Here is a 2036-nt window from a genome sequence, read left to right as displayed (position 1 = left end):
TTGTTCGCGGCTTTGGGTAAACGAGATTCGATCGCGATTTTTGGCACGGATTACGAGACTCCTGACGGTACTTGCATCCGGGATTACATTCACGTTAACGATTTGGCATCTGCTCACATTTTGGGATTAGAATATTTGTTAAATGGTGGCAAATCAGATTTCTTTAATTTGGGCAATGGCGGCGGGTTTTCGGTGAAAGAGGTGATAGAAGCGGCTCGCCAAGTGACGGGAAAAGAGATTAAGGCTGTTGAGCGTGAACGGCGTCCGGGAGATCCGCCTTCTTTGGTTGGCAGCAGCAAAAAGGCGATCGAAACCTTGGGTTGGTCTCCCGAATATCCCGACATTAAGAACATTATCTCCCATGCTTGGCAGTGGCATCAAAAGCGTCACAGTTAGCATAAACTCAAATAAAACAAGTGCAAAAATTGAGTCAAAAATAATGTTAAACAGTTACAAAGATTTTTGTTTTTGCACCTTAGCTTTTGGGAAAAAGTATCGCGAATTAGCCAAACAACTAGCAGCAGACTTAGAAACTCATTCTCTAGGGACGATGCTAGTTGTTTGTACTGACTACCCAAATGACTTTCAGAAGTTGACGAATGTTTTCGCCTTTAAAAAAAGTCGCGAAGGTGTAGATTATTGTTATAATGATAAACGATTTGCACTAAAAAAAGCCTTAGAATTATGCCGAGTGACAATCTTTGTGGATGCAGATACAAGAATCATAGGAAAAGTGCCGGAGAGAGAATGGATGTCAGGAATTACTTGTAAAGAGTTTATTCCCATTCTAGAACATCCACCAAATCAATCATTGCCGGGGAGAAAAGAGGCAATTCATAAATTAGCCAAAAAGCTAGAAATACCATTGAAGAATGTAAGTTTTGTTCCAGAAAACTTGTTCGTAATTGCGAGAGACAATGGGAAAGAAATTCAGTTTATTCAAGAATGGGGAAAGATTGGAAGATTTTTTGAAGTGCAAAAAGTCAAAACAAAAGACGGTAATCCCATTGGGTTAGCAACTGCTAAAGTTGGGTGGAATATTCGTAATGATGGGTGGCAGGAACTCGCTCAAATTATGGAGCATTCTTTGGCTCATTGGGACTGGGAAAAAAATCAAGTAAGAACCTTTTGGGATAAAGTTTGGGCTAAATTGCAGTTTGAGCATTGGCAATATCTCTATCGGTTATTAAAAACACAGTTAATTGCCTTATTAAATTTCGATTTTTACTATCGTTAGAAAAAAAAGATAGAGGATTTATCACCATTTTAATTGGATTGTATTCATTTCAAGACTGCATACATTTTCTAGCTTCAGTCAGGAAGTTTCACCGCGAACCAATTATTATTTTAATAGATAGATCCCCGCGATTTTTATATCCATTACTTTTGGTGTTCGGAAATGTGAGATTGCATGCCGCACCGTCTCACAAAAATCCTGTTTTAGCATCGCGACAAGCTAAGCTGGCTTTGTATCAACAATCTCCTTTTGAGAAAACTATTTATCTGGACTGCGATATTTGTTTGCTATCGCCAATATATGAAGTTTTTGACTATCTTGATGAAGTAGATTTGCTGATAACAGAAGATGTGCAGCCTGCCATTGCTAAAGCGGCAAATTTATTAAGAGTCAAGCAGGATATTCTGTCAACTTTGCAGTCTGTCGGGTTGCCGCTAAATGAAAATAGCATTCAAGACAATGGCGGATTTATCGCTTTTACGAAAAGCAGTAAAACTCAGGAATTGTTCACCAACTTTAAGAAATATTTCGAGATGGTAGTGGCGCATCAAAATGTGCTAATAGTGAAAGACTAGGGCGCTTTTGCAGCGGCTGTGGAATCGGTGAAACCGAAAATGACAACTTTGTCCCCGGTTTACAACTACTTGGATAAGTGGAAAGATGTTTATACGATCGACAAACCGATTAAAGTAATGCACTGCACTTATCCTTACCGCCCTCAGTACGCGAAGAACGTGACGCGATCGCTCTTTACTAGAATAGTCGATCGCACGGCTCAAATATTTTTACCAAATCAACT

3 protein-coding genes and 1 pseudogene are annotated in these 2036 nt (G+C 39.4%); all 4 read left to right on the top strand.

Translation table 11 applies throughout. From position 1 onward, the window contains the following. A partial coding sequence (locus tag QT990_RS35655; protein WP_333311089.1) for a GDP-mannose 4,6-dehydratase occupies positions 1–396 on the top strand: 396 nt, incomplete at its 5' end. Next, positions 362–1237 carry a hypothetical protein gene (locus QT990_RS35650; protein WP_333300934.1) on the top strand — a complete coding sequence of 292 codons (876 nt, stop codon included), beginning with the start codon at positions 362–364 and terminating at the stop codon, positions 1235–1237. The genes QT990_RS35655 and QT990_RS35650, both read left to right, overlap by 35 nt. Positions 1238–1401: 164 nt before the next feature. After that, positions 1402–1812, top strand: a complete 411-nt coding sequence (locus QT990_RS35645; RefSeq protein WP_333311087.1) for a hypothetical protein — start codon at positions 1402–1404, stop codon at positions 1810–1812. 39 nt (positions 1813–1851) lie between these two features. Next, a pseudogene (locus QT990_RS35640) lies at positions 1852–2036 on the top strand (hypothetical protein); the annotation flags it as partial.

Source organism: Microcoleus sp. T3_B1 (genome assembly GCF_036700445.1).
In the GTDB taxonomy this organism is placed as follows: Bacteria; Cyanobacteriota; Cyanobacteriia; order Cyanobacteriales; family Microcoleaceae; genus Microcoleus.
Note: the sequence above shows the minus strand (reverse complement) of the source record. Positions and strands in the feature narration are given on the sequence as shown.

Bases quoted from the DNA above. Each gene is read 5' to 3' on its own strand.
- QT990_RS35650 (WP_333300934.1), top strand. From the start codon at position 362: ATGCTTGGCAGTGGCATCAAAAGCGTCACAGTTAGCATAAACTCAAAT.